Origin of the sequence: Qipengyuania seohaensis, assembly GCF_002795865.1 — a bacterium.
Taxonomy (GTDB): Bacteria; Pseudomonadota; Alphaproteobacteria; order Sphingomonadales; family Sphingomonadaceae; genus Qipengyuania; species Qipengyuania seohaensis.
Map to the genome: position 1 here is coordinate 1105928 of NZ_CP024920.1, position 24770 is coordinate 1130697.

The 24770-nt window shown below is 63.7% G+C and carries 25 protein-coding genes; 13 read left to right on the plus strand and 12 right to left on the minus strand.

The window, feature by feature from the left end:
• Positions 1–42: 42 nt before the first annotated feature.
• Positions 43–201 carry a DUF1674 domain-containing protein gene (locus CVE41_RS05375; RefSeq protein ID WP_198507729.1) on the plus strand — a complete coding sequence of 53 codons (159 nt, stop codon included), beginning with the start codon at positions 43–45 and terminating at the stop codon, positions 199–201.
• 120 nt (positions 202–321) lie between these two features.
• On the opposite strand, the gene CVE41_RS05380 is transcribed toward CVE41_RS05375, so the two are convergent.
• From CVE41_RS05380 to CVE41_RS05395, 4 genes are read right to left on the minus strand one after another with little or no spacing between them, the layout of a single operon-like run.
• A complete protein-coding gene (locus CVE41_RS05380) occupies positions 322–1725 on the minus strand; it encodes a cytochrome P450 (protein ID WP_100259732.1) in 1404 nt (467 codons plus the stop codon).
• Between the two features lie 48 nt (positions 1726–1773).
• Positions 1774–2796, minus strand: a complete 1023-nt coding sequence (hemH, locus tag CVE41_RS05385; RefSeq protein ID WP_100259733.1) for a ferrochelatase — start codon at positions 2794–2796, stop codon at positions 1774–1776.
• Between the two features lie 10 nt (positions 2797–2806).
• Positions 2807–5131 carry a xanthine dehydrogenase family protein molybdopterin-binding subunit gene (locus CVE41_RS05390; RefSeq protein ID WP_100259734.1) on the minus strand — a complete coding sequence of 775 codons (2325 nt, stop codon included), beginning with the start codon at positions 5129–5131 and terminating at the stop codon, positions 2807–2809.
• On the minus strand, positions 5110–6072 hold the full coding sequence (locus tag CVE41_RS05395) for an Mrp/NBP35 family ATP-binding protein (RefSeq protein WP_100259735.1): 963 nt from the start codon (positions 6070–6072) through the stop codon (positions 5110–5112). The genes CVE41_RS05390 and CVE41_RS05395 overlap by 22 nt, the downstream gene beginning before the upstream one ends.
• Before the next feature lie 117 nt (positions 6073–6189).
• On the opposite strand from CVE41_RS05395, the gene hflK reads away from it, so the two are divergent.
• From hflK to CVE41_RS05410, 3 genes are all read left to right on the plus strand, one after another.
• Positions 6190–7299 (plus strand): protease modulator HflK, encoded by a 1110-nt coding sequence (gene hflK, locus CVE41_RS05400; protein ID WP_232725800.1) that lies wholly within the window; start codon positions 6190–6192, stop codon positions 7297–7299.
• 13 nt (positions 7300–7312) lie between these two features.
• Positions 7313–8146 carry a protease modulator HflC gene (gene hflC, locus CVE41_RS05405; protein ID WP_100261380.1) on the plus strand — a complete coding sequence of 278 codons (834 nt, stop codon included), beginning with the start codon at positions 7313–7315 and terminating at the stop codon, positions 8144–8146.
• A gap of 131 nt (positions 8147–8277) precedes the next feature.
• Complete coding sequence (locus tag CVE41_RS05410) at positions 8278–9828, plus strand: Do family serine endopeptidase (RefSeq protein ID WP_100259737.1); 1551 nt, start codon at positions 8278–8280, stop codon at positions 9826–9828.
• Positions 9829–9910: 82 nt separating this feature from the next.
• Here the strand turns inward: CVE41_RS05410 and CVE41_RS05415 are convergent, their stop codons facing one another.
• Both CVE41_RS05415 and msrB read right to left on the minus strand, forming a co-directional pair.
• On the minus strand, positions 9911–12115 hold the full coding sequence (locus CVE41_RS05415) for a transglycosylase domain-containing protein (RefSeq protein WP_100259738.1): 2205 nt from the start codon (positions 12113–12115) through the stop codon (positions 9911–9913).
• Positions 12116–12221: 106 nt separating this feature from the next.
• The gene (gene msrB, locus CVE41_RS05420; protein WP_100259739.1) at positions 12222–12620 is read right to left on the minus strand and encodes a peptide-methionine (R)-S-oxide reductase MsrB; all 399 of its coding nucleotides are present in this window, start codon (positions 12618–12620) and stop codon (positions 12222–12224) included.
• 223 nt (positions 12621–12843) lie between these two features.
• Here msrB and rpsT point away from each other — a divergent pair, with 223 nt between their 5' ends.
• The 4 genes from rpsT (at position 12844) to CVE41_RS05440 (ending at position 16320) form a co-directional block, all read left to right on the plus strand.
• A complete protein-coding gene (rpsT, locus tag CVE41_RS05425) occupies positions 12844–13104 on the plus strand; it encodes a 30S ribosomal protein S20 (protein ID WP_100259740.1) in 261 nt (86 codons plus the stop codon).
• Between the two features lie 453 nt (positions 13105–13557).
• Positions 13558–15015 carry a chromosomal replication initiator protein DnaA gene (dnaA, locus tag CVE41_RS05430; protein WP_100259741.1) on the plus strand — a complete coding sequence of 486 codons (1458 nt, stop codon included), beginning with the start codon at positions 13558–13560 and terminating at the stop codon, positions 15013–15015.
• 112 nt (positions 15016–15127) lie between these two features.
• Positions 15128–15559: a DUF983 domain-containing protein gene (locus tag CVE41_RS05435; protein ID WP_100259742.1), complete on the plus strand. Its 432-nt coding sequence runs from the start codon at positions 15128–15130 to the stop codon at positions 15557–15559.
• Complete coding sequence (locus tag CVE41_RS05440) at positions 15556–16320, plus strand: HesA/MoeB/ThiF family protein (RefSeq protein WP_100259743.1); 765 nt, start codon at positions 15556–15558, stop codon at positions 16318–16320. Before CVE41_RS05435 ends, CVE41_RS05440 begins: the two co-directional genes overlap by 4 nt.
• Here CVE41_RS05440 and CVE41_RS05445 read toward each other — a convergent pair.
• The gene (locus CVE41_RS05445) at positions 16317–16793 is read right to left on the minus strand and encodes a hypothetical protein (RefSeq protein ID WP_100259744.1); all 477 of its coding nucleotides are present in this window, start codon (positions 16791–16793) and stop codon (positions 16317–16319) included. The genes CVE41_RS05440 and CVE41_RS05445 overlap by 4 nt on opposite strands.
• A 31-nt stretch (positions 16794–16824) precedes the next feature.
• Complete coding sequence (locus tag CVE41_RS05450) at positions 16825–17529, minus strand: NAD-dependent deacylase (protein ID WP_100259745.1); 705 nt, start codon at positions 17527–17529, stop codon at positions 16825–16827.
• A gap of 35 nt (positions 17530–17564) precedes the next feature.
• Here CVE41_RS05450 and dapB point away from each other — a divergent pair, with 35 nt between their 5' ends.
• From dapB to CVE41_RS05470, 4 genes are all read left to right on the plus strand, one after another.
• Positions 17565–18293 (plus strand): 4-hydroxy-tetrahydrodipicolinate reductase, encoded by a 729-nt coding sequence (dapB, locus tag CVE41_RS05455; RefSeq protein WP_100259746.1) that lies wholly within the window; start codon positions 17565–17567, stop codon positions 18291–18293.
• Between the two features lie 4 nt (positions 18294–18297).
• On the plus strand, positions 18298–19122 hold the full coding sequence (locus CVE41_RS05460; protein WP_100259747.1) for an ion transporter: 825 nt from the start codon (positions 18298–18300) through the stop codon (positions 19120–19122).
• Positions 19119–19781 carry an endonuclease III gene (gene nth / locus CVE41_RS05465; RefSeq protein ID WP_100259748.1) on the plus strand — a complete coding sequence of 221 codons (663 nt, stop codon included), beginning with the start codon at positions 19119–19121 and terminating at the stop codon, positions 19779–19781. Before CVE41_RS05460 ends, nth begins: the two co-directional genes overlap by 4 nt.
• A gap of 68 nt (positions 19782–19849) precedes the next feature.
• Complete coding sequence (locus tag CVE41_RS05470) at positions 19850–20293, plus strand: hypothetical protein (protein ID WP_100259749.1); 444 nt, start codon at positions 19850–19852, stop codon at positions 20291–20293.
• Between the two features lie 4 nt (positions 20294–20297).
• On the opposite strand, the gene CVE41_RS05475 is transcribed toward CVE41_RS05470, so the two are convergent.
• Both CVE41_RS05475 and dapE read right to left on the minus strand, forming a co-directional pair.
• Positions 20298–21536 (minus strand): dicarboxylate/amino acid:cation symporter, encoded by a 1239-nt coding sequence (locus tag CVE41_RS05475; RefSeq protein ID WP_100259750.1) that lies wholly within the window; start codon positions 21534–21536, stop codon positions 20298–20300.
• Between the two features lie 38 nt (positions 21537–21574).
• Positions 21575–22708, minus strand: coding sequence for a succinyl-diaminopimelate desuccinylase (gene dapE, locus CVE41_RS05480; protein WP_100259751.1), 1134 nt, complete (start codon positions 22706–22708; stop codon positions 21575–21577).
• Between the two features lie 29 nt (positions 22709–22737).
• On the opposite strand from dapE, the gene CVE41_RS05485 reads away from it, so the two are divergent.
• Positions 22738–23205 carry a cupin domain-containing protein gene (locus CVE41_RS05485; protein ID WP_100259752.1) on the plus strand — a complete coding sequence of 156 codons (468 nt, stop codon included), beginning with the start codon at positions 22738–22740 and terminating at the stop codon, positions 23203–23205.
• Here the strand turns inward: CVE41_RS05485 and CVE41_RS05490 are convergent.
• Together CVE41_RS05490 and CVE41_RS05495 are read right to left on the minus strand one after the other, a co-directional pair.
• Positions 23202–24095, minus strand: a complete 894-nt coding sequence (locus CVE41_RS05490; protein WP_100259753.1) for a S1/P1 nuclease — start codon at positions 24093–24095, stop codon at positions 23202–23204. The genes CVE41_RS05485 and CVE41_RS05490 overlap by 4 nt on opposite strands.
• Positions 24062–24721 (minus strand): glutathione S-transferase family protein, encoded by a 660-nt coding sequence (locus CVE41_RS05495; RefSeq protein ID WP_100259754.1) that lies wholly within the window; start codon positions 24719–24721, stop codon positions 24062–24064. Before CVE41_RS05495 ends, CVE41_RS05490 begins: the two co-directional genes overlap by 34 nt.
• Between the last annotated feature and the right edge of the window lie 49 nt (positions 24722–24770).

The following is a 24770-nucleotide window of genomic DNA, read 5'->3' on the forward strand; positions in this document are numbered from 1 at the left end:
CTCGCTCTTGAAACCATGCGCCAGTCTGCGCATTTCAAATGCATGACCAAACGCGCGACCAAGCGGCCCGAGAAATTCGAGAAGCCCGAACACTGGAGCAGCGAACCGCCGCCCAAGCCCCAGAAAGGTGAGGTCGAAGAAGACCTCAGCCCGACGCGCTATGGCGACTGGGTCAAGGACGGCATCGCGATAGATTTCTGATTTTTGCGCACCTGCCTCCGCAGGTGCGTCCTCGCTAGACGCGCAGCAAGCTGCGCCCGCTGCGGGCGCGCAGTCGCCCTTGCCGGGCCTCGACCGGCCCGGATGCAACTTGCGCCTTCTTCATGAAATTTTCTTCAAGACCACTTTCAGCCCGTCCTTGGGCTTGGGAATGGGCCAGGCCTGCCAATCGGGATCGCCCCCTGCCAGCTCGATCCGATAAAGCGGCAGCATCTGCGCCATCAGCACCTTCACCTGCATATAGGCAAAGTGCAGGCCCAGACACATGTGCGCACCGCCGCCGAAGGGAACCCAGGCATATTTGTGGCGCGCCTTTACCGCCTCGGGGGTGAAGTGCATGGGATTGAATTCGTGCGGCGTTTCCCAATGCTCTTCCTCGTGGTGGACGAAATGGGCATTGATCCCGACATGCGCGCCCGCCGGGATGCGATATCCGCCGTACTCGAACGAACGCAGGGCGCGGCGCGGGGTAGAGGGCACAGGCGGAACCATGCGCAGCGCCTCCTTGAACGCCATCTCGGTCAGTTCGAGCTTGCCGAGATCCTCGTATGCAAGGTCGCGCGCCTTTCCGGAGGCGTCCAGCCCGCCGGTCACGCTTTCGATCTCCTGCCGCAGCTTTTCCTGCCATTCGGGGTTCTTCGCCAGCAACCAGACGAGCGAGGTTGCGCTTGAGGTGATCGTGTCGTGCGCCGCCATCATCAGGAAATTCATGTGATCGACAACCTCGTCGACCGGCATGAGCGAGCCGTCTTCATATTCCGCCGTGGCGAACTGGCTGAACATGTCCTGCCCCCCGCCCTCTGCGCGGCGGCGATGGGTCTCCTTCGTAAAGTAATCGACGAGGAATTCCCGGCCCTTCACGCCCTTGCGCATCAGCGTGAACGGTAGCGGTTTGCGTACCGGCGCGACGCTGGCCTGGACCATGTAGACGAAGGCTTCGTTGATGCGGTCCGCTTCCGGGCCCCAGGGGATGCCGATGAAGCTGTCTGCGGCGAGGTCGAGGGTCAGTTCCTTGATCGCGGGATAGAACTGCAGATCTCCCGCACCCCACTCGTCCATGCGCTTAGCGATGCCGCGATTGAGGCTTCCGGAATAATGCCGCATCGGTCCGGGTTTGAACGCGATGGAAAGCGCACGGCGATCGACGCGGTGATGGTCGAAATCCATCAGCATGAGCCCGCGCGGGAAGAGCTGGTCGAGGATCGGCCCCCAGCCCTGTTCGCTGCTGAACAATTTCTGCCGGTCGAACAGCACGAGTTCGTTCGCGTCAGCACCGATCAGGGCGATGTTCCAGCCGCCAAACGCCTTGTTCTTGTAGACCCGGCCGTACTTCTCGACCGCGCGGCGCGTGAAGCCGTGCGGATCGGCCAGCATCTTGAAAGTGTTGCCGACGACCGGCCAGCCGCCCTCCCCCGGAATATGCGCCAGCTCGTCGGGCGAAGGATTGCCTTCGGTCCAGTGAGTGGGTGCGATTTCAGCCGGTTGGTGCGGTGCGAGGGTGGCCATAATTAGGTTGCTCCTGACTACTTACCTCCTTGTAAGTAATCGCGCAGCCTAAATCCAGCCCGACAATTCCCTGCGCAATATATGTTCGAGCATATCGAGCCCGGCGTCCGACGCATTGAGGCAGGAAAGGGCGGCAAACTGCTCCCCACCCGCCTCGGTGAACTGCTCCTTGCCCTGGATCGCAAGCTCTTCCAGCGTCTCGAGGCAATCGGCCGAAAATCCGGGTGCCGCAATGGCAAGCCGCTTGGTCCCGGCCTTTGCTTCTTCTTCCAGAACCTTGTCGGTGGCGGGCTCGAGCCACTTGGCCGGACCGAATCGCGACTGGAAGGTCGTGCGGAAACGTAGGCCCGTCCCGGCGAGCTTTTCCTGCAGCAGCCGCGAGGTCTTGTGGCAATGGCAGTGATAGGGATCGCCCTGCTCCAGCGTGCGCTGCGGCATGCCGTGAAAGCTGAGCAAAAGGACCTCGGGTTCGAAATCGAGCGCGTCCAGCTGGCGGGTCAGATCCACTGCGAGCGCATCGATATAGGCCGGGTCGTCGTGATAGGGCGGGAGGGTCCGCAGACTCGCCTGCCAACGCATTTCCCGCAGCTTGTCCGCAGCTTTGTCCACAACCGTCGCGGTCGTTGCCCCGCTGTATTGCGGATAGAGCGGAGCCAGCAGGATGCGTTCGCACCCCTGGTCCATCAGCCCCTGCATCCGCTCGGGGATCGACGGGGTGCCGTAGCGCATGGCCCAGTCGACGATGACCCCCTCGCCCAGCCGCACCTGCATTGCTTCGGCCTGCTTGCGGGTGATTACCGCAAGCGGGGACCCTTCCTCGGTCCAGACCTGCGAATAGGCGTGTGCGCTTTTCTTAGGCCGGGTGTTGAGGATGATACCGCGCAGGATCGGCTGCCAGGCGATCGCCGGGATTTCCACCACCCGTCGGTCCGACAGGAATTCGCCGAGATACCGCTTCACCGCTCCCTTTTCAGGCGCATCGGGAGTGCCGAGATTGACCACCAGCACGCCAACCTTGCCCGATTTCACGGGTGGATGGTCACTGGGGAGTTTCTGATCCTGCCAGGTCAAAACGAACCTCTCATAAACCTTCTGACAACAGCGGTAGGCGCCGCATCCTCAGGCCCGTCGCCGCGAAGAGTGCGTTGGCGATAGCGGGCGCGGCCACGGCTACACCAAGCTCTCCGGGGTCGAAGGGTTCCGCATCGCTCGAAATGAAATCGACCACGATGTCCGGGCAGTCGGCGAGACGCGGCAGGCCGAGCGCACCCATGTTGCGCGGCACCGGGTGGCCGTTTTCGAACCTGACCGAAGAACCGAGCGCCAGTGACAGACCGAACACCAGCCCGCCCTCGATCTGCTGGCGGGCGATGTCGAGATTGACGATCCTGCCGATGTCGACCGTGGCCGACAGCCTTGTCACCCGCGCACCGCCGGCCCCCATGCCCGCCTGTGCCACGCAGGCGATATGGCCTGCCGTCTGCGGATCGTTGCCCATGCGCACCATCGCAACACCCTGTCCGCTGCCCGAGCGCGCGCCGTCCCATTCGCCCAGCCTCGTCGCCCGGCGCAGGCATTCCGCCATGCGCGGTGCGCCGCCGAGGAGCGCCATGCGATACAGGAAGGGATCGCGTCCCGCTTCTGCGGCCAGTTCGTCGATAAAGCACTCGGTGAAGAACGCCGTCATAGCCTCCGCCCCGCCGCGCATACGCGTGACGGGAAGGCGAATGCTGGCCGGGACGTGGTCGACCGCCACGTCCGAAATGCCGTAGGGCGGCATTGCACCTGCGACGGCAAGCGCGTCCGCCTTACCCCGACTTTCCGCACGAGCCGCCTCGGGCACGAGGTTGTCGAACAGCCGGTGCCCCATCTCGCGCATGAAGGGCGGCGTCGTGATCCTTGCGCGCCAAGCCAGCGGCTGGCCGTCGGCGCCGGTAATAGCGGCCATGTCTGCCGTCGCGGGAGCACGCGGGGGCACGGCCTGCAAGTCTTGCACCCTCGACCAAGTCAGCTGGACGGGCCTCCCGATCTCCGCCGCGATCTGGGCGATTTCGATAGCGTGCTGTTTTTCCAGCCGCGCGTCGAAACTGCCCCCTGCAGCAACCGGGTACAGCACGACATCCTCCGGAGATATCCCGATTGCCTTCGCCGCGGCCTCGCGGGCCAGTGAGGGAACCTGCGATGCCATCCACAATTCGAGCCGCCCGTCGACAAAGCGTGCAGTCGCACTCGCCGTTTCGAGCGGGGCATGGACTGCGGGGGCGATCTCGTATCGCCGCACGAGGGGCGCATTTTCGAGCATCGCGTCGGGATCGCCGACTTCCATGATCCGCTCCGCCAGTTCCTCGCGCTGCTCCGAAGCGCGTTCGAGGTCGGTGTCGAGCACCGCCTGTTCGAGCGCGCCGGGACCGGTGAAATGCGCGCGCATACGCGAAAGTGCCTGGTCCGCGATCCACCAACTCTCCGCCACGGCAGCCAGCCAGCGCTTCGATTTGACGACCCCGACTAGCCCGCGCATCCCGGCAACCGCATCGGCGTCGAAACGGTAGAGCTCGGGCAGGCCGACCGGACCGTGCCGTATGGAGGCGAAGACCATGCCGGGCAGGCGGATATCTCCTGCAAAAAGATGGCTGCCGTCGACCTTGGAAGGCAGGTCGATGCGCGGGAAGCTGGTCTGCGCATCCGCTTCCCCGAACACCGGCAGCTCGAACGCTGCTTGCGGGCGCAGCGGCGCAGGATCGGGCGGATCGAGTTCGCGCGCCTCGTCGACCAGGTCGCCGAAGCGTAGCTCGCCCCCGGTGGGATGACGCACGAAGCCGTCCGCGACCTCGCATTCTTCGGGTACGACGTCCCATCGCTCGGCAGCTGCGCGCACCAGCATATCCCGCGCGCTGGCGGCAGCGACCCGCAGCGGCATTTCATATGCGGCGAGGCTGGTGCCCGCGACCGTTGCATTGAATGCTTGTGCGGTAGCGAAGCGATCGACCAGCCAATCTTCGGGGCTATCGGCCAGTGACGGGAAATTCGCCCAAAAAGGTGCCCAGTCCGCTGCCAGCGGAAGGTTCGGGAAGAGGCCCGAAGGCATGACCGGCTCCGCTCCGACCTGACGCCAGTCCGCGCCCAGTTCTACTGCTGCAACCTGCGCCAGAAGCGTCGTGATGCCCTGGCCCATTTCCAGCTGCGGGATCGCGACCGTCACCACGCCGTCGCGCCCGATGGTCAGCCAGCCGCCGAAGTCGGCCTCATTCGGGCCCGGAACCAGCGTCGTCGCATAATCGCGCGGCCACAGCGTCCAGGCAAGCAACAGGCCGCCCGCCGCCGCGCCTCCGACCAGCAGCTGGCGGCGAGAGACATCGGGTAATTTCACCCGGTCCGTGGCCAGGGTCAGCTTCTCGCGGAAATCCATTCGGCCAACCTGTCAGCGATTGCATTGAAGGGCGCTGCCATTTCCGTGTCGCCGGCTGCAGGAGGGTCACCGGCGTCGCTCCCCTGCCTGATCGCAAGGTCGAGTGGGATGCGCCCGAGGAACGGTAGCTCAAGTCGCTCGGCAGCAGCTTCCACGCCGCCTGCGCCGAACGGATCGGATACCTCGCCGCAGTGGGGGCAGGCATATCCAGCCATGTTTTCCACCAGCCCGATCACCGGCACGCCAGCCGCCTCGAACAGCTGACCTGCGCGCGCGGCATCGATCAGGGCGAGATCCTGCGGGGTGGAGATCAGCACAGCGCCTGCAGGCTTGTATTTCTGGAGCATGGTCAGCTGGACGTCACCCGTGCCAGGCGGCAGGTCGATCAGGATGACTTCACGGTCGCCCCAATGCGCGTCGATCATCTGCGACAGCGCATTGCCGACCATCGGCCCGCGCCATGCGATTGCTCGTCCCGGCTGCACGAGATGCCCCATGGAAAGCATCGGGATTTCGAACCGGCTTTCCACCGGCACCAGCTTGTTGTCGCGCGCTTCCGGTTTCGCGTCGGCGGTCCCCAAGATTACCTGCTGCGAAGGGCCGTAGATGTCGGCGTCGACCAGCCCGACTTTCTTGCCGCGGCGGGCCAGCGCAATGGCGAGGTTCGCCGTCAGCGTCGACTTGCCGACGCCGCCCTTGCCGGATCCAACCGCGATCAAGAGCGGACCGCTGCGCTGTGCCGTCATGACGACGCGCACCTCGTTCACGTCTTCACGCTCGGTCAGGCGCTGGGTGATGTCGCGCTCCAGCGCGGCGCGCTCTTCCTCGCCCAGCCCTGAGGCATCAAGCACCAGTGTCGCGCGCCCTTCCTTCAGTGTCGCACCGCTCACGCGGTCGGCAAATTCGGGGGGAAGATTGTCGGTTAAATCGCTCGTCGCCATGCTGGGGGCTGCTGTAGCATCGAATTACAGGCCGCAACCCCTGTTTTTCCCGCAAAGGCTACCTATAAGACATTTATGAGAATTATGGACGGGTTTGGAAAAAGGATCGGCCTCGCAATGGCTGGTGGCAAGAATCCCTGGGGATCCAAGGGCGGATCTTCCGGAGACGGTGAAGGCGACGCGCCCAAGGGCGGCAAGTCGAACGGGCCGAAGAACCCGTGGCTTCCGCCAGGTAGCGGCGGTGGGGACGGCGATCGGCGCGGTCCCAATATAGAAGACATCTTCAAGAGCCGCGGCCCCGAAGGTCCGCGCCGCACCGGTGGCCCCGGTGGTCCGAACTTCCGCATTCCCCAGCGCCCCGGCGGCAAGAGCTGGTTCCCGGTCGCCGTGGTGGCGATCCTCGTCATCGGCCTCTTGGCGACCAGCGTCCACCTGATCGGCCCGCAACAGCAAGCCGTTGTCAAGACGCTCGGCAACTACACGCGGTCGATGGAACCGGGCCTCAATTTCTCCGCCCCGTTCCCGATCGAAACAGTGGATGTCGAAGATGTGCAGGGCGTGCGCGTGGTTCGTATTCCCGAAGGCAGCCAGCAGGTGAAGCTGATCCTCACCGGCGACCAGAATTTGGTCGATCTCAGCTTCATCGTGCGCTGGAACATCAAGAACCTGGAAGACTACAAGTTCGAACTGGTCGACCCGATTGAAACGGTGAACGAAGTGGCCGAAGCCGCGATGCGTGCCGCCGTCGCCGAAAAGGAACTGGACGAGACTTTCTCCGGTCAGGGCCGTGCCGCCATTGAGCTCGATGTGCGCGAGCGGATGCAGCGGACACTCGACAGATATGAGGCAGGCGTTCGCGTCCTGGGTGTCGAAATCGAAAAGGCCGATCCGCCCGCAGAGGTGGTCGACGCCTTCCGCGACGTGCAGGTTGCCGAACAGAACGCCGACGCCGCACGCAACCAGGCGCGCGGTTATGCCCAGCAGGTGCTGGCACAGGCGGAAGGTGAAGCGGAGGCCTTCGACAAGGTCTACGAACAGTATCGCCTCGCCCCCGAAGTGACGCGGCAGCGCCTTTACTACGAAACCATGGAGCGCGTGTTGTCGAAGACCGACAAGACCGTGGTCGAAACCGGCGGGGTACAGACCTACCTGCCGCTGCCCGAGCTTAGGCGTCGTGCCCAGCAGGCAAACCCGACCGCCACTGTAACCGCGCAGGAGGGCCAGTAACATGGCCGTAAATATGCAACGCATCTGGGAAGATCATAAGGCGACTCTCGTCGTTCTCGGCATCGCTCTCGTCGGCCTCATGATGAGCGCCTACGTCGTGCCCGAGGAAGAACAGGTCGTCATCGTCAGGACGGGTGAACCGGTGGGCGTGGTCAACACGCCGAACGGTGGCACGAACGCAGGCCTTTATTTCCGCCTACCTTTCATCGACCGCGTCGTGCGGATCGAAAAGCGCCTGCTCGACCTCGAAATGAGCGACGAGGAAGTGCTCTCGAACGACCAGCAGCGCCTGCTCGTCAACGCCTATGCACGCTTCCGCGTGATCGACCCGGTTACGATGGTGGAACGTGCAGGATCGACCGACGGTGTGCGAAACGCGCTCGAACCGATCCTCAACTCGGTGCTGCGCCAGGAACTCGGCCGCCGGACCTTCCAGTCCATGCTGACCGCCGAACGCGGCAGTGCGCTGGCGAATGTGACCGCTAATCTCGACCGCCAGGCACGCCAGTACGGTGCCGAAGTGGTGGACGTGAAGATTACCCGCACCGACCTGCCCGACGCGCCGCTGCAATCGGCATTCCGGCGCATGGAGTCGGATCGTGAACGTGAAGCGCGCACCATCCGTGCACAGGGTGGCCGCGATGCGCGGATCATCCGCGCGGAAGCGGACGCCGAAAGCGCGCGGATCTACGCCGAGGCATTCGGCAAGGATGCGCAGTTCTACGACTTCTATCGCGCCATGCAGAGCTATGATGCCACCTTCGCACCCGAGAACGGCGATGCGGAAAGCAGCATCATCCTGTCGCCGGACAATGAGTATCTGAGGCAGTTCCGCGGACGGCGTTGACCGTTCGTCGAACCGCCCACGGGGCGTTCAAGGGGCATTCAGCGCCCCTTTGCACTCTCTTCGTCCGGAACCGCTTGCGCGGGACCGCATAGAAGAAGTGCGTTCCGCGCACAGATAATATCGAAGAGGAAATGAAGGACGTGAAGCCAGTGCGATATGCCTATTCCGTAACCGCCGCCCTGCTTGCCGGAGGTGCAGCCCTTTCGCTCGCAGGCTATCCCGCAGGTGCCCAGGTCGCCCAGAACGACGACACGCACATGGCCAATGTGGTGCCGCGCGCAGGTGCGCCCGCCAGCTTTGCCGACCTGACCGAGCAATTGCAGCCGGCCGTGGTCAACATCTCCACCCGTCAGCGGATCGAGGTACCGACCAACAACGGCAATCCTTTCGCCGGCACCCCGTTCGAAGATCTGTTCAACCGCCGCAACGGTGGCCAGCAGCGTGAACCGCAGTACCGCGAAGGCCAGTCGCTGGGTTCGGGCTTCTTCATTTCGGCAGACGGTTATGTCGTCACCAACAATCACGTCGTCAGCCCCTCGGGACGCGGCACCGTGGAAGAGATCACCGTGACCCTGCCCGACGGCAGCGAGTACGAAGCCGAACTGGTGGGCACCGATGCGCAGTCGGACCTTGCCGTGCTGAAGGTGAACCGCCGAGAAGATTTCCCGTTCGTCCGCTTCGGCGATTCCAGCCAGGCCCGTGTGGGTGACTGGGTGGTCGCCATCGGCAACCCCTTTGGCCTTGGCGGAACCGTGACCAGCGGCATCGTCTCCAGCGTGCTGCGCAACACCGGTGCGGGCGCTTACGATCGCTATATCCAGACCGACGCCGCCATCAATCGCGGCAACTCGGGCGGTCCGCTGTTCGACATGCAGGGCAATGTGATCGGCATCAACAACGCCATCTATTCGCCCTCCGGCGGCAGCGTGGGGATCGGCTTTGCCATCCCGGCGGAGACGGCAGCTCCCATCGTCGCCAAGCTGCGCGAAGGCGTGGAGATCGAGCGCGGTTACCTGGGCATCCAGATCCAGCCGGTCACCGAAGACGTGGCCGCATCGCTCGGCCTCGAGCGCAATCGCGGCGAATTCGTGCAGTCGGTCCAGCCGGGCCAGCCTGCCGAGGACGCCGGACTTGAGCCAGGCGATATCGTCCTGTCGGTCAACAACCGTGCCGTGACGCCGGACCAGACGCTCTCCTATCTCGTCGCGAATATCGCACCGGGGACGACCATCCCGCTCGAAATCTTCCGCGAGGGCGAACGACGCCGTCTCAACGTGACGGTCGGCAAGCGTCCCAGCGAAGAGGAACTCCGCCAGAGCCAGATGTTCGATCCCGACGCCGAGCCGGAAGAGGACATGGGCCCTGCCGACAGTGAGATCATCGAAGATCGCCTTGGTCTCCAGGTGCTCGAGATCACGCCGCAGATTGCTCGCCAGCTGGGAGCAAGCGCGGACACGGACGGTCTCGTCATCGCCGCGGTGAACCAGAACTCCGATGCAGCCCGCAAAGGCCTTCAGCGCGGCGACATTATCCTGAGCGCAAACTATCGCGCCGTGGCTAACGTCGAGGACCTGGAAGGTGCGGTTCGCGCCGCGCAGGCCGAGAACCGCGAAGCTGTGCTTCTGCGCGTGCAGCGGCGCGGTCGTCCGGCCCAATACGTGGCGGTCCGCCTCAGCCGCTGAGGCTTGCAGTAGTAGTAGCCAAAGAAAAGGCCCTCCCGGTTCGCGCCGGGAGGGCCTTTTCCTTGTCTCGCATGCTTGGCGGCTACCGCCTCGGCCTGTCGCCCTGCGGTCGCGGCTGGTTCCTGCCGGTCGCCCGGTCGAGGAAATCGTCACCGATAGCCTGGGGGGCTCCGTCCGCACCGCGTCCCGTTGCCGGCTGCTCGCGCAAGGGCGGACGCGTTGGGTCCGTGGGTTGCGGACGTGGCTGAGGCTGCATCTGGGGTTGCTGCTGCGGCATTCCTTCGCCGTCGACCGGGTAGGGTAACTGCCCTTCCGGCCCAGTGGGCTGGCGCCCTGGTTCGATCAGGTTCCCCTGCTCGTCGATGTAGTAATAGTCGTCCGGATCCCCGAAGAAGTACTCGTCGTCTTCCTCGATCTGCCAGTCGGGCAGCTTGAGGTCGGTGTCGAACTCTTCGACCGGGCGATCTTTCACGGCATAGCGCATGTAAGCCGAGAAAGCCTGGGCAGGAGCCCGGCCACCTTGCAGGCCGCCCACTCGCCGGTTGTCGTCCCGGCCCATCCATACGCCGGTCGTGATGCCGGAGGAGAAGCCGACGAAATAGCCGTCCTTGTTGGAACTGGTGGTGCCCGTCTTGCCCGCCACGGGTCGGCCGATCTGCGCTGCGCGGCCGGTACCGGTCTGGACCGCTGCCTGAAGCAGGTCCGTAATACCGGCAGCCACATGGTCGGGGACGAGCTGCGAGCTGCGGGCCGCCTTGTGCTCATAAAGCGTTTCGCCATCCGCCGTCGTCACCTTGACGATGCCGTAGGGTTCCACCGACGCGCCTTTGGCCGAAATCGCCGCGAAGGCGCGCGTCATGTCGATCAGCCGGACTTCGTTCGAGCCGAGCACCATGGCGGGATAGGTGTTGATCGGCGTGGTGATGCCGAAGCGGCGCGCCATCGACGCGACCGATCCGAAACCGACCTCATTGCCGAGCTGTGCCGCCACGGTATTCACCGAATAGGCAAAGGCGGTTCGCAGGTCCGTTTCGCCGATATTGCGACCGTTGGAATTGCGCGGACTCCAGTCGCCGATCTTGACCTGGGTATCCACCACGCGGTCATCTGGCGTGTAGCCCGCTTCGAGGGCGGCAAGATAGACGAACAGCTTCCAGCTCGATCCCGGCTGGCGCAGCGCATTGGTGGCGCGGTTGTAATTGGTCTCGACGTAATCGGTACCCCCAACCAGCGCGAGGATGGCACCGTCACGATCCAGGCTCACCAGAGCGCCCTGCGTTGCCTCGGGGACGTTCGCCTGCACTGCCGCGGTGGCAGCGCGCTGCATTCCGACATCCAGCGTGGTCCAGACTTCGATTGGTTCGAAGGTCTCCGGCAACAGGAGGTCGAGCTGCGGGAGCGCCCAGTCGGTAAAGTAACGGACCGAGTTCTGCCCCACCTCTTCCTTGAGGTTGACGGCGGAGATGTCCACGCGCGCCTGGTCCGCAGTGATGCGGCCCTGTTCGCGCATCAGGCGCAGGACTACGCTCGCGCGGCCGACTGCCGCATCGACATCTGCGGTCGGTGAGTAGCGGCTCGGCGCCTTCACCAGGCCGGCGATGATAGCCGCTTCCGCCACGGACATTTCGGTCGCGGGGTGGCTGAAGAACTTACGGCTCGCTGAATCGATGCCGTAGGCACCGCCGCCGAAGTAGACCTTGTTAAGATAAAGCTCGAGGATCTGCTCTTTCGAGAATTTCCATTCCAGCGCCATGGCCAGCACGGCCTCGCGCAGCTTGCGGTCGACCGTGCGGTTCGAATTGAGGAATACGTTTCGCGCCAGCTGCTGCGTGATGGTGGACGTGGCGCCCAACCGGTTTTGTCCGGTTGCCCAGACGTAAACCGCGCGAGTAAGGCCATAGGGGTCGACGCCGGGGTGGGAATAGAAGCGCCGGTCCTCGACCGAAATCATCGCATCCTTCATCACCTGCGGGATTTCTTCCGAAGACAGCCATTTGCCGTAGCTGGGCCCAAGCTCCACGATTTCCGTGCCGTCGCGCGCGCGCACAACGATGGTCTGCGCGTTCTGCGTGGCTTTCAGCTGGTAGTAACTCGGCAGCGAACGCGCTGCGAAACCGACTGCGATGGCGAGGAAGATCGCTCCCAAAACTGCAGCGACGGCGCCCCAGAGGAACAGCCGCTTGATCCAGCGCCAGAAACGGCTCGGCGGATTGCGGCCATCGGCCTCGGCACGTTTCGCCCGCTCTGCGCGCGTTGCCTTGGTGCGCCGGCTGCCTCGTTTATCCATCCGTCGAAAATTCCCTCATGCGGCAAGCCGTGCCTTATAGATGCCGCAATTTTGCATGGCGAGCCTCAACCCCGGCTGAACGCACGGTTCTTTCCAGAAACGCCGGTCAGTCTTCCGGTTCGAAGTCCAGCGCGGCGGAATTGATGCAATAGCGCAGTCCCGTTTCGCCAGGACCGTCGGGGAAGACATGGCCGAGGTGGCCTTCGCACTTCGAACACACGACTTCGGTGCGAATCATGCCGTGGCTGGTATCGCGATGCTCTTCGACGACAGTGCCGTCTGCAGGCGCTGTGAAAGCCGGCCAGCCGCAACCGCTGTCGTATTTTTCGTCGCTCTCGAACAATAGCTGCCCGCAGGCGGCGCAGTGGTACTCACCTTCTTGCGCGTTCTTGTCGTACTTTCCCGTAAAGGCACGCTCGGTGCCCTTTTCGCGCAGGATGTGGTATTGCTCGGGTGTCAGCTCTTCGCGCCATTCGGCGTCGCTCTTGATCAGCTTGTCGGTCACATATTGTCCTTTCGCATACCCCTACCCATATAAGGGCAACAGGAGGCGGTGCACGCGGTTCCTCGCTTCCATGCGATGTCCGCAACGCGCAGGCTGGACGATACGCTTGACGATTCGGACGCCCGCCGCTAAGTGCGCCGCTTTCCGGCGGTCTATCCGCCTCTTTCGACACGACCAAACAGATTTCCGCCGCAACATTGATGCGGCCCGACCGAGGACAGACATGGCCAATACGCCGCAAGCCAAAAAGCGCATCCGCCGCAACGATCGCCGCGCCGAAATCAACGGTGCGCGCATCAGCCGCATCCGCAACTTCGTGAAGAAGGTCGAAACGGCCTGCGAAGCCGGCGACAAGGATGCCGCCAAGACCGCCCTGCAGGCAGCGCAGCCCGAACTGGCTCGCGGTGTCGCTCGCGGCGTGATGCATAAGAACACGGCCTCGCGTAAGCTGAGCCGTCTTTCGAAGCGCGTCGCTGCGCTCTGATTCGCGGCTTCGGCGGCAACGCCGGGCACGAAATTGACAAAGGGGTCGACGCCACAGGTGTCGGCCCCTTTGACACATTTGCGGTAGATCCACGGCTTTGCATCGCGGCCTGTAATCGAGCCGCTTTCAAAAGCGAGCGTTTCCAACGATTCGCGTTTGCGAGATGCCCACATTGACGGAAAAACAGGGGTTTGAACGGCGGCCTGCGGCCTTGCGGGAGTCAACAAGTTTATTTCAGATTTTTTGCAGTTATCCCCCTTGCGACTCATCCCTTCTGGGACCTATCAATTGGTTCTGCTCAGGGGGGACAGCCTGGGCCATTTACATCGACGGTCGATTGGGGGGATGCCCGTGAATCATGCGATTCCGGGCAACGGCGGAGCCGTGCCGCCCCCGCGACAAAAACAGAATATTTCGCCCATGGACGGGGCGGATACGGGGGGTTGAATTTTCATGGTCAAATCGGGTGACCTCGCCAGTAAGCGGAAAGCGAAAAACGAGATGGAGGATCTGGAAGCAGTAAACCTGGCAGCCGATTGGGCTGACATCAGCCAGGGCCTTCGCAAGGATCTCGGACATCAATTGCACAGCCAGTGGATCAAGCCGATCCAGGTCGGAAAGATCGACGCCGAATCCGGTACCCTCGACCTTTTCCTTCCGACCGAATTCAGCGCCAACTGGGTCAAGGACCGGTTCGCCGATCGCCTGAGCCTGGCCTGGAAAATCGCCCGCAGCGAAGTGCGCAAGGTGAATATCTCGGTCCATCCGGGCCGCCGCCAGGTTGCTGACCTGCGCCTCCACGGCGACGGCCGCCGCCCGGCAAACGACAGCGACACCTCGATGATGGCGATCGGTGCGGATACGCTGGGCGACCAGGGCTTTACCTCCAGCGTCGGCCTCGATGCCTCGCTAAGCTTTGCCGCTTTCGTGACCGGTGAGGCGAACATCCTCGCCTTCAACGCGGCACAGCGTATGGCCGCGACCGAAAAGCCGCAGTTCAGCCCGCTCTATCTCAAGGCCGCCACCGGCCAGGGCAAGACGCACCTGCTGCATGCCATCGGCCACACCTTCCTGAAGACCCACACCCGCAGCCGCATCTTCTACTGCAGCGCGGAACGTTTCATGGTGGAGTTCGTCCAGGCCCTGAAGGCCAATCGGATGATCGAATTCAAGGCACGCCTGCGCAGCTTCGACCTGCTGCTGGTGGACGATATCCAGTTCATCATCGGCAAGGCTTCGGCGCAGGAAGAATTGCTCTACACGATCGATGCACTGCTGAACGAAGGCAAGCGCCTGGTCTTTGCTGCCGACCGCGCGCCGCAAGCGCTCGACGGCGTCGAACCGCGCCTCCTTTCGCGCCTGTCGATGGGCCTTGTGGCCGACATCCAGCCCGCAGATATCGAGCTGCGCAAGAAAATCCTGCACTCCAAGTTGAGCAAGTTCGCGCCGCTCGCAGTGCCGGAAGACGTTATCGAGTTTCTCGCCCGCACCATTACGCGCAACGTTCGCGAGCTGGTCGGCGGCCTCAACAAGCTGATCGCCTATGCGCAGCTGACGGGCCAGGAAGTCTCGTTGCAGCTGGCCGAAGAACAGCTGACCGATATCCTGTCGGCCAACCGCCGCCGGATCACCATCGACGAGATCCAGCGCACCGTGTGCCAGTTCTATCGCATCGACCGCTCGGAAATGAGCAGCAAGCGCCGTGCACGCGCCGTGGTGCGCCCGCGCCAGGTGGCGATGTACCTTTCCAAGGTGCTGACCCCGCGCAGCTATCCCGAAATCGGTCGGAAGTTCGGCGGCCGCGATCACTCGACGGTGATCCACGCCGTGCGTCTGATCGAAGACCTGCGCGAACGCGATGCCGACATGGACGGCGACGTTCGCAGCCTGCTCAGACAACTGGAAAGCTGACGGCGGGACACCGCCGCGGCCCTTCGGATCGCTCCACAACCAGACCACCGCTTGTCGACACCCTGTTCACAGGGTTGTCGACAGCGCGCGTCTTAGGCGGCAAAGGCTGCCCATGCCCCTCGACGATCCATCGGCCAAGCGCCCCAACCTGCCCGCCTCGATTTGGGAAGCCCTGCTGCGCGGGGCGCGCTGTCGCTGCCCGCGATGCGGTGACGGGAAGATTTTCCGCCGCTGGCTGAAGCCGGTCGACAGCTGCCCGTCATGCCAGCTGGATATCTCTGGCCAGCGGGCGGACGATTTTCCGGCTTACATCGCCATCTTTGTCACCGGACACCTCCTTGCGCCGGTCATCATCGCCCTTGCCTCGAGCGAGAACCTGTCTGCATGGGCCGTGCTGGCCATTATCATTCCCCTCGCAGTGGCGATGATGTTGCTGATGCTTCAGCCATCGAAAGGCGCGGTGATCGCTCTCCAGTGGTGGAACGGGATGCACGGCTTCCGCAAGGAGCGCCTTCCCGAAAGCGATGAGGACACGACACCGTGAGCCTCGACGAACGACGCCTCGAACGCTTTGCCCGCCACATTGTGCTGCCCGAGATCGGCGGCGCGGGACAGGTCGCGCTGGCAGAAAAGCATTTGGTCCTGGTCGGACTTGGCGGCATCGGCTCCCCCGCTCTTCAGTACCTCGCTGCCGCCGGGATCGGGCGGCTCACCCTGGTGGATGACGACAAGGTCGATGCGAGCAACCTGCAGCGCCAGACGCTCTATAACGAGCGGGATATCGGCTACGGCAAGGCGACCTGCGCCAAGCGGTGGGTCAAGCTGTTCGACCCCGTGCTGGAGGTGGAGATCAGCGACCGCCGGATCGATGCGGACAATGTCGATGCGCTGGTAGAAGGTGCGGACCTCGTCATGGATGGCACGGACAATTTCGCGACGCGGCTGTCGGTTTCCGACGCTTGCGTGAAGGCAGGCGTGCCCTTGCTGTCCGCCGCTGTAGGCCGCTTCCAGGGTCAGGTCGGCGCTTTTGCGGGGCACTTGCCCGACCAGTCTTGCTACCGCTGTTTCGTGGGCGACGCCTTCGATGCCGAAGATTGCGACACTTGCGCCGAAGACGGCATGCTGGGCGCAATGGCCGGTTGGGTGGCGACCTTCGCCGCGATGCAGGCGGTCCGCACCCTGCTCGTCGGGGTGAGCGCCTTCGGACGGTCGGATTGGGGTAAGGTCTACTTGCTGGACGGGCTGAACCCGGGCCTCCGGGCATTTTCGATCGCCAAGGATCCGGCCTGCAACGGCTGCAGCTAGCGCCACCACTCCTGGCGGCGTTTCTCATTGGCCTGATCGAGCGCCGATTTCTTGCGTTTCGGATCCGGCCTGCAGCGCACGCTCGACCCGTGGGGACTCTCTTCGCAGATCCGCCCAAGCCGGTCGCGCCCGGGTTCTGGAGTATCCAGGATCCACCAGGCCATTCCAACCAGTAGCACTGCGCCTGCGATCAGCGCACGCAATCCGAAATAGGCGCAGCCTCCGCTGGTTGCCGCGCCCTCATAATCGTGCTGCGCCATGCTCGCCTTGGTATTGCGGGTGCCGCTAATGAACGCGGTGCCTCCCAAAAGGACCAGCACTACCGGGCTCAGGAACATCAGCCCGAGCGACCAGACAATGAGTTCATTCGAAAAGACGCCGTTATCGGACGAAAGCACCGACCACCACCAATAGGCGAGGTAGAGATACGGCAGCACCAGAAGGGCGCAAATGATGGTTGCCCTGCGCGACATGTCCCCTCCCTAGTCGCGAAACCTTGAGAAATTACCCAGCGCCGAGCAATTCGTCGACCCATTCGGGGACAAGCTTGCCTGCCGGTCCCTGGCGCGATTCGTGAAACCAGTGCGATCCTTCGCTGCGTTCGAGGTTAAGTTCGAGCGTTTTCACACCCAGCTCCCTCGCATCGCTGACGAAGCCCGCCGCCGGGTAAACCGCCCCGCTGGTGCCGATCGACACGAACAGGTGGGCGCTGCGCAAGGCGGCGTAGATGCGGTCCATCTGATAGGGCATCTCGCCGAACCAGACGACATCGGGCCTGAGCGAACGCGCCTCGCAACTGGGGCACTCGGGACGATCGATGAGAGGCCCGGTCCAGCGATGGCGACGCTCGCACATGGGGCACAGCGCGCTGAGCAATTCCCCGTGCATATGGACAACGCGGCTCGCACCGGCACGCTCATGCAAATCGTCGACGTTCTGCGTGACGATCAGGAGCCCGCCGCCCCATTCCCTGTCGAGCCTCGCCAACGCCTCATGCGCGCGGTTGGGCGACACCTTCTGCACTGCCTCGCGCCGTGCATCGTAGAACCGCTGAACCAGGGCCGGATCACGCTCGTAACCTTGCGGTGTCGCGACATCCTCGACCCGGTGCTGCTCCCACAAACCGCCTGCATCGCGGAAAGTATCGATCCCGCTTTCGGCGGAAATGCCGGCCCCGGTCAGGACGACAATGTTGCGTAGCTCGGCCATAGGTTCCATGAACCACACAACCGCAAGGAGGGGCAATGGCAAGTTTCGGCGTAATCGGCAGCAAAGGCGCGATGGGAGAGGCGCTTAGGCGCGTCATCGAGGCATCGGGCCACACCTATGCCGGTGGAATCGACAAGGGCGGCGATCCGGCTGCGCTTGCCGATGCGTGCGATGCGCTGATCGATTTTTCCGCGCCCGGCGCACTTGCCGCCAACCTCCACGCTGCCGTTGGCGCAGGGGTGCCCATCGTGATCGGGACCACCGGTCTCGAGCAGAGCCATCACGACGCGATCGACGGGGCCGCCCAGGCGACACCCGTCCTCCAGACCGGCAATACTTCGCTCGGCGTCACCCTGCTGGCGCACCTGGTGCGCGAAGCTGCGCAGCGTCTTGGCGACGACTGGGACATCGAAATCGTCGAGATGCATCACCGCCGCAAGGTCGATGCTCCTTCCGGCACTGCCCTGCTGCTTGGCGAAGCTGCAGCCAAGGGGCGCGGGATCGAGCTAGCCGACAAGCGCGAAAGCGGGCGTGACGGACAGACCGGCGCACGGGCACGCGGTGCCATCGGCTTTGCCGCCCTGCGCGGCGGGACCGTTGCCGGCGAACACAGCGTCATCCTCGCCGGAGAGCAGGAGCGGCTGACTCTGTCTCACAGCGCCGAGAACCGCGAAATCTTCGCGCGCGGCGCGGTGAAGGCCGCCGAATGGCTGCTGTCGCGCGAGGCGGGGCGGTACACGATGGAGGAGGTCCTCGGCCTTTGACACGATGAACCTGCGCCAGATTCTCTACCATCAGCTACACATCGGTTCGAAGACCGATGGCAGGCTGACGCTGCTGAACATCGTGCTGGTCTGGGTCATCATCGCCGCCGTCGTCACTGCAATCATGTCCACCGAGGTCGAGTTCGACCGCCAATGGCACGACGAAATCCTGATGGCGGAGCTGGTGTTCGGGCTCGTCTTCCTCGCCGAATATGCAGCGCGTCTCTATGCGGCGCCTGAACATCCCGGCCCCGGCACGGCGCTGTCGAAGCGGCTGCGTTTCATGCTCTCACCGCTTGGCGTCATCGACCTCGTTGTCATCCTCGTGACCTTTGCTCCCATCTTCATCGCCAACGCCGCCGCCCTGCGTGTCGTGCGCCTGCTCAGGGTGATTTCGATCATGAAGTTCGGGCGTTTCACGGCGGCGACAAAGGAGATGGCGATGGCCATCCGCGATCGCAGCTACGACCTGCTCGTCTGCATCGCCTTTGCCTTCATCTTCCTGTTGTGCGGGGCCAGCGCGCTGTACTGGATCGAGGGCGAATTGCAGCCCGAAGCGTTTGGCAGCATCCCTCGTGCGCTGTGGTGGGCGGTCATCACTTTCACCACCGTGGGCTATGGCGATGCCTATCCTATCACCTCGGCGGGCCGCGTCGTCGGATCGCTGGTAGCGATCACCGGCGTCCTACTGGTGGCGCTGCCGACCGGCATCGTTGCCGCCGCATTCAGCGATGCGATGCAGCACCGCCGCGAAGAGATCCAAAAGGCACTCGAAAGAGCCCGCGAAAAGGGCGAACTCGACGATGAAGATACCCGCGAGGACACGTGACCAAGGACCAGATTTTCGAATTCTTCCGCCGCCTGGCGGAGGACAATCCCTCGCCCGAGACCGAACTGGAATACGGCAATTGCTACCAGCTGGTGGTGGCCGTGGCGCTTTCCGCGCAGGCGACCGACGTGGGCGTAAACAAGGCCACCCGCGCGCTCTTCCGCGAGGTCGAGACGCCGCAGCAGATGCTGGAGCTGGGTGAAGAGGGATTGAAAGAGCACATCAAGACCATCGGCCTGTTCAACTCCAAGGCCAAGAACGTCATCCTGCTCTCGCAGCTGCTGGTCGACGAATATGGTGGTGAGGTACCGGACACGCGCGACGATCTCGTCCGGCTGCCCGGCGTGGGCCGCAAGACTGCCAATGTGGTGCTCAATTGCTGGTTCGGGCAGGAGACTTTTGCGGTCGACACGCATATCCTGCGCGTCGGCAACCGCACCGGCCTCGCCAAGGGCAAGACGCCCGAGCAGGTCGAAGCAAAGCTGGAAAAGCGCGTGCCCCAGCCCTTCCGCCTCGGCGCGCATCACTGGCTGATCCTGCACGGCCGCTATGTCTGCAAAGCGCGAACGCCGGAATGCTGGCGCTGTCCGGTGGTAGATCTGTGTAGCTACCGCAAGAAGGTGCTGGAGAAGCCGAAGCGCAGTTCCGCCAAGGCTTAATCGCTCCGCGATTTGCCATAATCGCGATTGAAGCGCATCATCGGCAGCCTCGACAGGGAGGTTTCCGCATGAATAAGCAGACCATGTCAGCCATTCTCGCTCTATGTCTCGGTGCAGGTCTGAGCACGCCCGCCGCAGCACAGGTTGCGGCCGAAGAGGCAATGATCCTGTCGGGCGCATCCGGCCAGGGTTCCGCGCAAAGAGCCTTGAGCGATTCCATTACCGGGAGCGTAAACTCCGCCGCACAAGCCTTGCGCGCCGCAAATTCGGCAAGCTCGGGCGGGGCTGGCCAAAGCTCGGGCGGCAACAGCGCCGGTTACGCAGGCTCGATCCCCGAAGGCGATCCGCTAGAAAACACCGACGTCAAGGCCTATCAGGTCCAGGGCGGCGCGCGCATCAGGGTAAGCGGAAACTTCCGTCCCTCGAAATCGACCAGCTGCGAGCAGAATTGTGAGCCGGAAGCCGCTGAGCCTCAAATGACGCCCGACGCAGCAGCCGAGCAGCCTGAATAGGAACTCAGACGTCGTCTGCCGAGGTCATCTCGCGCGTGTCGATCTCGCCGGTCATCACCGCCACCGTCGTCGCCACCGCAGCATCGCCGCTGACGTTGGTGGTGGTGCGCATCATGTCCATGATCCTGTCCACGCCGGCGACGAAGGCGATGGTTTCCAGCGGTACGCCGACCGCGCCGAAGACCAGCGCCATCATGATGAGGCCCGCACCCGGAATGCCCGCCGCGCCGACTGCGCCGAGCGTGGCAAGGATCGATATCAGGAAATAATCGCCCCATGACAGGTCGACCCCGAAGATCTGCGCCCCGAACAGCGTGGCAAGGCCGAGATACATGGCTGTGCCATTCATGTTGATCGTTGCGCCAAGGCTAATCACGAAGGCTGCGACCGAGTTCGAGACACCGAGGTTGCGCTCTGCACAGCGCAGCGTCACCGGCAGCGTGGCGTTGGACGAAGCGGTCGAATAGCTCACCGCCATCGCGTCCACGATGCCGCGGAAGAAGTCGCGCACCGGCAGCTTGGCGAGGAACTTGATCATGCTGCCGTAGACGATGCCGATGATCAGCAGGCAGCCGAGGTAATTGAGGCCCACCAGCTTGGCGAGGCTGACCAGCGCGTCGAGGCCAAGCGTACCCGCCACCCATGCCATCAGCGCGAAGACGCCGAAGGGGGTCAGCTCCATGACGATCATCGTGACCTTCTGCATCACGACAGCGCCGCTATCGAAGATCTTCTGGACCGGCTCGCCGTCCTTGCCCGCCATCAGGATGCCGATCCCGATCAGCAGCGAGAACACGATCAGAGGCAGCACCGCTACGTCCGCCATCACCTGCACCGGGCTTTCGGGCACGATGGACAGGATCATGTCGACCGCGGTCGTCTCGTTCGGCACCGGCGTCTCGCCGCGCGCGATGGCGCTGGTGTCGACGCCTGCACCAGGTTTCACCAGCGTACCCAGCGCAAGGCCGAGCCAGACCGCGATCTGGCCGGTTACGACGAAGAGCAGCATGGCCCTGCCGCCGACCGCGCCCAGTTTCCTGAGATCACCGATTGCCGCGACGCCTGCCACGAGGCTGAAGAAGATCAGCGGGACGACCAGCATCTTGATCGACTTGATGAAGAAATCGCCGATCCACTTGATGCTTTCCGCATCCGGGCCCCAGCTATAGCCGGTCAGCACGCCCAGGATGAGGGCAGTCAGCACGCGCTGCCAAAGCGGAATTTCGAACCAGACCTTCAGCATTCTTATCCCCTCTCGTCCCGGTCTTCGTGCCGGTGTGTCTAACCCAGCGCGTCTTTCGCAATCGCCGTATAGATGCGGCTTAGCGTGGAAAGGTCCTCAATGGCCACAGCCTCATTACTCTTGTGCATGGTCGCGTTGACGAGGCCGAACTCTATCACCGGGCAAACCGCGCGCAGGAAGCGGGCATCCGAGGTACCGCCCGTCGTCGAAGGTTCGGGGTCGATCCCCGTCTCCGCCTTAACCGCGCGGGCGATCATGGCGCTGAACTCGCCGGGCGGGGTCAGGAAGGGTTCGCCCGAAATGATGGGCTTCGCCACACCGCCATGCTTTTCCGCAATCGCGCCGACCATTTCGGGCAGAGAAGCTCCGGAATGTTCGTCGTTGAAGCGGATCGAAATACGCGCCTCGGCTTTGGCCGGAATGACGTTGTGCGCCATGTTGCCGACCTCGAGATCGGTTATTTCCAGATTCGACGCCTGGAACCAGTCATTCCCTTCATCCAGCACCAGCGCGTCCAATTCCGCCAGCATGGCGACCAGCTTGGGGATCGGGTTATCCGCCAGGTGCGGATAGGCGACGTGGCCCTGCGTGCCCTCCACCTCGAGCCAGATATTGACCGAGCCGCGCCGTCCGATCTTCATCATGTCGCCTAGGCGATTGACGCTGGTCGGCTCTCCGACGAGGCACAGGTCGGGCTGGTGTCCGTGTTCGCCCATGTAGTCGATCAGCGCGCGGGTTCCGTGAAGGGCCGGCCCCTCTTCGTCACCGGTGATGATGAAGCTGATCGTGCCGGCATCGGCCGGAACATGGGCGACCGCGTCGACCATGCAGGCGATAGCTCCCTTCATATCGACCGCGCCGCGGCCATAGAGCAGTTCTCCGCGCACTTCCGGCTCGAAGGCTCCGGAGTGCCAGCCGCCGCCCGGCGGGACCACGTCGAGGTGCCCGGCAAAGGCGAAATGCTTCGAACCCTCGGGCCCGCGGCGGATGGCGAAGAGATTTTCGACCGGTGCTTCCGGACTGCCCGGCGCCCCATCGCCTCGGGTGAAGCGGTGCACGGCAAAACCAAGCGGGTCGAGCATGGCCTCGAGCCGGTCGAAGACGGAGCCCGTGGCGGGAGTGACGCTTTCAGCGGCCATCAACCGCTTGGCGAGTTCGAGGACTTCGGTCATGCTGTGTCCGCTAGCAGGAGTGAGTGCCAATGCCCAAGCTCGATCTCGACGCCATTCCCCAGACCAATGCGACCGGATATCCGCCGCCCTTCGATGCCGACGTCAAGGGGCGTAATTACCGCCGCCTCGCGCCGGTCGCCGGCCTTACCAAGCTTGGCGCGAGCCACGTAGTGCTCGACCCGGGTGCCTATTCCTCCCAGCGTCATTGGCACGAAGGACAGGACGAACTGGTCATCATGCTCCAGGGCGAGGCTGTCCTGATCGAGGATGCAGGCGAAATTCCCGTTGGACCGGGCGATATTCTCGCCTGGCCCGCAGGAGAGCCGAACGGTCACCGGCTCCACAATCGCGGCGACATACCCTGCGTCTTCATAGCCATCAGCGGCGGCGACCGTGACACCGACCGGGGCCAATACCCAGACATCGATATGGTCTTCACACCCGATGGCTATTTCAGGAAAGACGGCACGCCTTACCCGACTAGCCGCGTTCCCTAGTTGCGCTCTGGCTCCGGCAGCGGGCCAGGCGCGAAGGCCGCATCCAGATACTCGGACATGCGAATACCCGCCTGCACGACGCGGCGCTGCGAGATCGGGATCGCGCGCTCGATATCTTCCTGCGTCAATGCCGTCTCTTTGGGCAGGTCCGCACCTTCGCAGGGGGGCCGGTCGAAAGCGTTGGGATAAACGAAGTCGCGGCTTGTCTCCCAACTTTCACGGCCCCAGTCGGCAGGCGTCCCGCCACCCAGTTCCGCACGTTCTTCGGCGCTGTAGCGACGCACCAGCGGCGTCGGCGAAGAGGTGATGGCGCGTTCCGCCAGCGGGCCGTCCCAGATCCAGTGCAGGTTCAATCCCGGCGCGATGCCGTAGGCGGTTTCGATGTCGTTGCCGCCACGATCATCGTGGTCGCCCGAATGCAGCGGCATATGCACATCGCCGATGAAGTGGACGAGAAAGGCGAGCGCTTCCAGGCGGACGTTCGCCGGCAGGCCTTCATCGGCAAGGATGCGCTGGTTGCGTTCGATCTGGGCGAGAATGCAGTTCTGGCCCGAGCAGTTCTTGCGCGGCTCGTAAGCCTCACAAACCGGCGAGGTGCGATAGTGCCAGGCGAAGGTATAGCCCCAGCGCCAGTAATCCTTACGCAGGCAATCGGGCCAGACGCTCGCATCCTCGAGCGTGGCCAGGTCGCAGTCGGGCACGCCTAGTTCGGGCGCGGCACGCATCAGCTTCACAATGCCGGCGCGCGTTTCCGGGCGGATGTTCTCGTTCGCGATCTCGGCGGTGGTGCGGTGGGCATAGAAGCCCCACGCGCTCGCCTGCGTTGGAAGCAGCGCAGCCAGCGCCGCCAGTGCGGTCAGGAGACCGTGTCGTATTGCTCGATAGCCCATTCTTCGCTTTCCGATGCCGAAATCCATGCCTGCATCCACTCGTGCTCCCATAGCGCCTGCATATATGACGCCGCGAAGCCGGGGACCGCTATCTGGTAGCTGATGAAGCGGCTGACAACCGGGGCGAAGAAGATGTCCGCCGCCCCGAACGTGCCGAACAGGAACGGCCCGCCGCTGCCGAAACGGCTGCGCGCTTCGGCCCACAGGCCGAGAATGCGCAGGATGTCGTCCTTGCAGGCCTCGCTCGGCTCGAATCCGTCGAAGCGCTTGCGCACGTTCATCGGGCATTCGCTGCGCAGGGCGGCGAAAGAAGAGTGCATTTCGGCGACCATCGAACGGGCCATGCCGCGCGCCGCGTCGTCCTTGGGCCAGAACCGGTCGCGCCCTACCTTATCGGACAGGTATTCCAGGATGGCGAGGCTGTCCCACACGACCACATCGTCGTCCCACAGGATCGGAACCTTGCCGCTGGAGGGGCGGATTTCGCCGCCCTGCTTGGTGGCTTCCCAGTTTTCGCCGAAGAGTGGCACCACGATCTCTTCGAAGGACAGGCCCGATTGCTTTGCGGCGAGCCAGCCGCGCAGCGACCAGCTGGAGTAGTTCTTGTTACCGACGATAATCTTCATGCGGGCTCCACCATTGCCTTGCGTCATGCGGGGTAGGCGTTCAGCAACC

Coding starts and splice junctions, on each gene's coding strand:
- CVE41_RS05485 (WP_100259752.1), top strand. CDS start 22,738: ATGCCCAAGCTCGATCTCGACGCCATTCCCCAGACCAATGCGACCGGA.
- CVE41_RS05390 (WP_100259734.1), bottom strand. CDS start 5,131: ATGGATTTCCGCGAGAAGCTGACCCTGGCCACGGACCGGGTGAAATTA.
- hflC (WP_100261380.1), top strand. CDS start 7,313: ATGCAACGCATCTGGGAAGATCATAAGGCGACTCTCGTCGTTCTCGGC.
- CVE41_RS05445 (WP_100259744.1), bottom strand. CDS start 16,793: ATGTCGCGCAGGGCAACCATCATTTGCGCCCTTCTGGTGCTGCCGTAT.
- CVE41_RS05490 (WP_100259753.1), bottom strand. CDS start 24,095: ATGGGCTATCGAGCAATACGACACGGTCTCCTGACCGCACTGGCGGCG.
- CVE41_RS05375 (WP_198507729.1), top strand. CDS start 43: ATGACCAAACGCGCGACCAAGCGGCCCGAGAAATTCGAGAAGCCCGAA.
- CVE41_RS05410 (WP_100259737.1), top strand. CDS start 8,278: ATGAAGGACGTGAAGCCAGTGCGATATGCCTATTCCGTAACCGCCGCC.
- CVE41_RS05395 (WP_100259735.1), bottom strand. CDS start 6,072: ATGGCGACGAGCGATTTAACCGACAATCTTCCCCCCGAATTTGCCGAC.
- rpsT (WP_100259740.1), top strand. CDS start 12,844: ATGGCCAATACGCCGCAAGCCAAAAAGCGCATCCGCCGCAACGATCGC.
- CVE41_RS05470 (WP_100259749.1), top strand. CDS start 19,850: ATGAATAAGCAGACCATGTCAGCCATTCTCGCTCTATGTCTCGGTGCA.
- CVE41_RS05380 (WP_100259732.1), bottom strand. CDS start 1,725: ATGGCCACCCTCGCACCGCACCAACCGGCTGAAATCGCACCCACTCAC.
- CVE41_RS05415 (WP_100259738.1), bottom strand. CDS start 12,115: ATGGATAAACGAGGCAGCCGGCGCACCAAGGCAACGCGCGCAGAGCGG.
- dnaA (WP_100259741.1), top strand. CDS start 13,558: ATGGTCAAATCGGGTGACCTCGCCAGTAAGCGGAAAGCGAAAAACGAG.
- hflK (WP_232725800.1), top strand. CDS start 6,190: ATGGCTGGTGGCAAGAATCCCTGGGGATCCAAGGGCGGATCTTCCGGA.
- CVE41_RS05460 (WP_100259747.1), top strand. CDS start 18,298: ATGAACCTGCGCCAGATTCTCTACCATCAGCTACACATCGGTTCGAAG.
- CVE41_RS05495 (WP_100259754.1), bottom strand. CDS start 24,721: ATGAAGATTATCGTCGGTAACAAGAACTACTCCAGCTGGTCGCTGCGC.
- dapB (WP_100259746.1), top strand. CDS start 17,565: ATGGCAAGTTTCGGCGTAATCGGCAGCAAAGGCGCGATGGGAGAGGCG.
- CVE41_RS05435 (WP_100259742.1), top strand. CDS start 15,128: ATGCCCCTCGACGATCCATCGGCCAAGCGCCCCAACCTGCCCGCCTCG.
- dapE (WP_100259751.1), bottom strand. CDS start 22,708: ATGACCGAAGTCCTCGAACTCGCCAAGCGGTTGATGGCCGCTGAAAGC.
- CVE41_RS05475 (WP_100259750.1), bottom strand. CDS start 21,536: ATGCTGAAGGTCTGGTTCGAAATTCCGCTTTGGCAGCGCGTGCTGACT.
- CVE41_RS05450 (WP_100259745.1), bottom strand. CDS start 17,529: ATGGCCGAGCTACGCAACATTGTCGTCCTGACCGGGGCCGGCATTTCC.